We start from the raw sequence: 2,940 nt of genomic DNA, 5'->3' as shown, positions 1-2,940 counted from the left end.
AACGGTGATTCTTCTATGTTTAGTTGTACTGTTACTCGCATTGTACAGAACATTTTTTAAGAAACCAACCGTGTTATGCCTATCCAATGAGCAAATCATATTAAATGGGAATATAATTAATTCAAGGGATATTAAAGTGATAATGACCATGGGGTACTTTAAACCTGTTATTGGGATATTACCTTACAGCAGGAAGATCGTCCCATTGGATATGGCATTTAGGTATTCAAAGGATGAAGATAGAGGCATCTCGGATTTAAAGAGCTGGGCAAAAATAAACAATGTAAAGATAGTTAATAAATCGTTTCAAACGTGGATATAAGTGTATTCAAAAGCACTATTCGGTACGGTCATTATCTTATTCAGAGGATGTGCTTAACCAGGATGACATGCTTGTTCGTTACGCTAACGGGAAACGATAGTTCAATAATAATGCCCCTCATTGCGAAGGCCTTCGTATATGACTGGGAATAATATTGGGGGCGTGGAAGTGAGCGATGATCTAGTAAAAAAAAGAGTAGTTCAGATCCTCAATGACATGCTTAATGGGAAGATAAATATTATATTTGGATGCCTTGAACTGGATGGGTTATGGCATCAAGGCCATACCTTTATTGGAATAGATTTTGGAGAGCATTATCACAATTTGGCTCATATACCCTTACCTGCGCAATATCATTTGTGGAATCAAGAAGCGTTAAAGGAACGCATAAAAGAACTAGATGCATACAAGCCAAATATCTTATATTCAGCGAGATTATTGTTAGACGAAATGAATATAGAACGTCGTTAAGCTAAAGGGAAACGACAGTAGATTGCAATTCGGAAATCCCTCATTTATTTATTTATTTATTGATGTAACAGGTATTTTTCATGCGGAACTTTTTTGGCGTTCACCTGAATTGAGAAAGCGAATCTGTTTAAGTAAGCTAACGAAACACAATAGAAATGCTGAAGGGCTGCCCCATGGCGGCCCTTCGCTATGCTTAAAAAGGGCAGTATTGTTTAACAAATATGAAGTCCCAACATTTTTGAGGGGCAAGTGTATACATAAAGGAAGCTCATTCGTTATATAGCATGAAGGGAGGTTCAAGGTGGACAATGAGCTGATGTATCGACTTTTAAATCTGAAAATGAAACAAATCCAGCGATATTTGATCCGTCTAGGAGCCGACCGAGACGTCGCTGAGGATATCGTTCAGGAAACCATTTACAAAGGGCTGTTATACATAGATTCCATTCATGAGGACAAATTTTCGGCATGGATGTTCAAAGTTGCCCTAAATCATTATTACGATCTGTGCCGAAAGAAAAAACGGATGGAAATTCCGATTGAGGATGTCGCAGCTGAAGGAAATGAAGCCCCGGAAGAACTTTTCCTCCAAAAGGAAAGACGGGAAGAGATCGAACGCATATTGGAAGATCTAACCCCCATCTATAAGCAGTTACTGATCATGAAATATGAATTGGATTTGAGCTATCAAGAAATATCCGGTTTGCTAGGTATACGCATGGAAATGGTAAAAACATATTTGTATCGAGCTAGAAAACAATTTCAAAAAAAATATGGAGGCCTGCATGATGAATGATAGAGAATTTAACCCAGATGAAGATGGAGGATTATCAAAACTGATAAAAAAAGCTAAGCGAAGATCGATGTGGCGGATCGTGGGGGTATCTCTGGGTATTTCCCTACTCGTTCTGGCTTGTGGGTATCTTGTAAACCTGCATCTGCTATATAAAAAAGCGGACCATGCTCTGCGTGATATTTCGATGTTCAAAGAAATTAGTGGTCCGAATCAGTACGGAGCAGGCTACCGACAAAACTTCGGTTTTCTTGAGGGGGCTCTAGAATTTCAGACATATAAGCTAGTAGAGGGTATTCCCGTTGTTTGGAATAAAGAAACCTATGAGTTCAATGCAGTGGGTAACTTTTCCAGGTCTCTTGGAGACTATTCTTCTCTATCGCTTCCTGACTTCTCCATGAGCAATGAAAAGTTTGACTATCTAAGACCTTACAATCCTTACAATGGTGAAAGAGAGATGTTGTTTTACCTTCCTGATGTCTCTTACCCGAAGGTTCTGAATGAAACCTCGCAGCTTGATGACATGGATAGCAGTAAATTGGTCGAGCTCGGAATCTCATTTAATACAAACTATACCGTGGAGCAGATCAATGAGATGTTGCCGCCAAGTATACATCCCGTGTGGTATTGGGTGGACACCTATTCAAATAAAAAGCCATACCTAGCTAAGAAAATGCCTGACGGTACTATTGATAATCCGTCGCCCGACCCGGCACGAAGAGTGTATGGATTCGGAGTTCACCCCGATTACGAGGATGTAACCGAAAAAGATTTCCTATCAGCTGTACAGAACGGTATAAACGTCAAGGGGAAATACTATAGCGAATACAAACGCATCTTTGATTATTTGAGGCAAGAAAAAGAGAAACCGGCTCAAAGTGATGTCCGTATACTCGGCGTTGTCGTAACGGGAACAGTGGAACATTTAAAAGCACTAAAGGGGCAGAGATATGTGAAAGCAGCCGTATTGGGAGCAATTGTTGATAAATACTAAACATCAATACTTGCAGGAGACTTTTGAACTAACGGGTAACTATAGGTGAACAAATAAGGAGCAGTTTGCTACATGGCAGCTGCTTCATTTCTTTGTTAAGCTAACGGGCAGGCTAGCGTAAACAAAATGATCAAAAGTATTAACCATACGTAGTTAATTACATTTCGGGATTAGCGGAATGATTTTCGGCAGCTTCGTTTGGTTAACGGGGGTAGTTTAAGTAAATGTAAATATTTACTTGCGAACTAGTGTTCGGTACAATAAACTTGATTCCATTACAAAAAGGAGATGTTGGATATGTATAAACAAATTAAAGATTTTGCCGCAACTTGGCAGAATGAAACGGAAGCAACAATGCGG

General features: G+C 39.5%; 4 protein-coding genes. All 4 read left to right on the top strand.

All coding sequences use genetic code 11. The features are described from left to right. The coding region (locus tag AC1DPK_RS34010) for a hypothetical protein (protein ID WP_477513016.1) at positions 1-322 on the top strand (322 nt) is incomplete at its 5' end. 168 nt (positions 323-490) lie between these two features. Beyond that, positions 491-793, top strand: a complete 303-nt coding sequence (locus AC1DPK_RS34005; protein ID WP_477513015.1) for a hypothetical protein — start codon at positions 491-493, stop codon at positions 791-793. 301 nt (positions 794-1,094) lie between these two features. Next, positions 1,095-1,589 (top strand): RNA polymerase sigma factor, encoded by a 495-nt coding sequence (locus AC1DPK_RS34000; RefSeq protein WP_477513014.1) that lies wholly within the window; start codon positions 1,095-1,097, stop codon positions 1,587-1,589. Further along, positions 1,579-2,580, top strand: coding sequence for an anti sigma factor C-terminal domain-containing protein (locus AC1DPK_RS33995; protein ID WP_477513013.1), 1,002 nt, complete (start codon positions 1,579-1,581; stop codon positions 2,578-2,580). Before AC1DPK_RS34000 ends, AC1DPK_RS33995 begins: the two co-directional genes overlap by 11 nt. The last annotated feature ends 360 nt before the right edge of the window (positions 2,581-2,940 follow it).

This window comes from Paenibacillus sp. 01T424, from assembly GCF_056398745.1.
The sequence above is the reverse complement of the archived record's forward strand: the minus strand, read 5'-3'. Positions and strand labels throughout refer to the sequence as shown.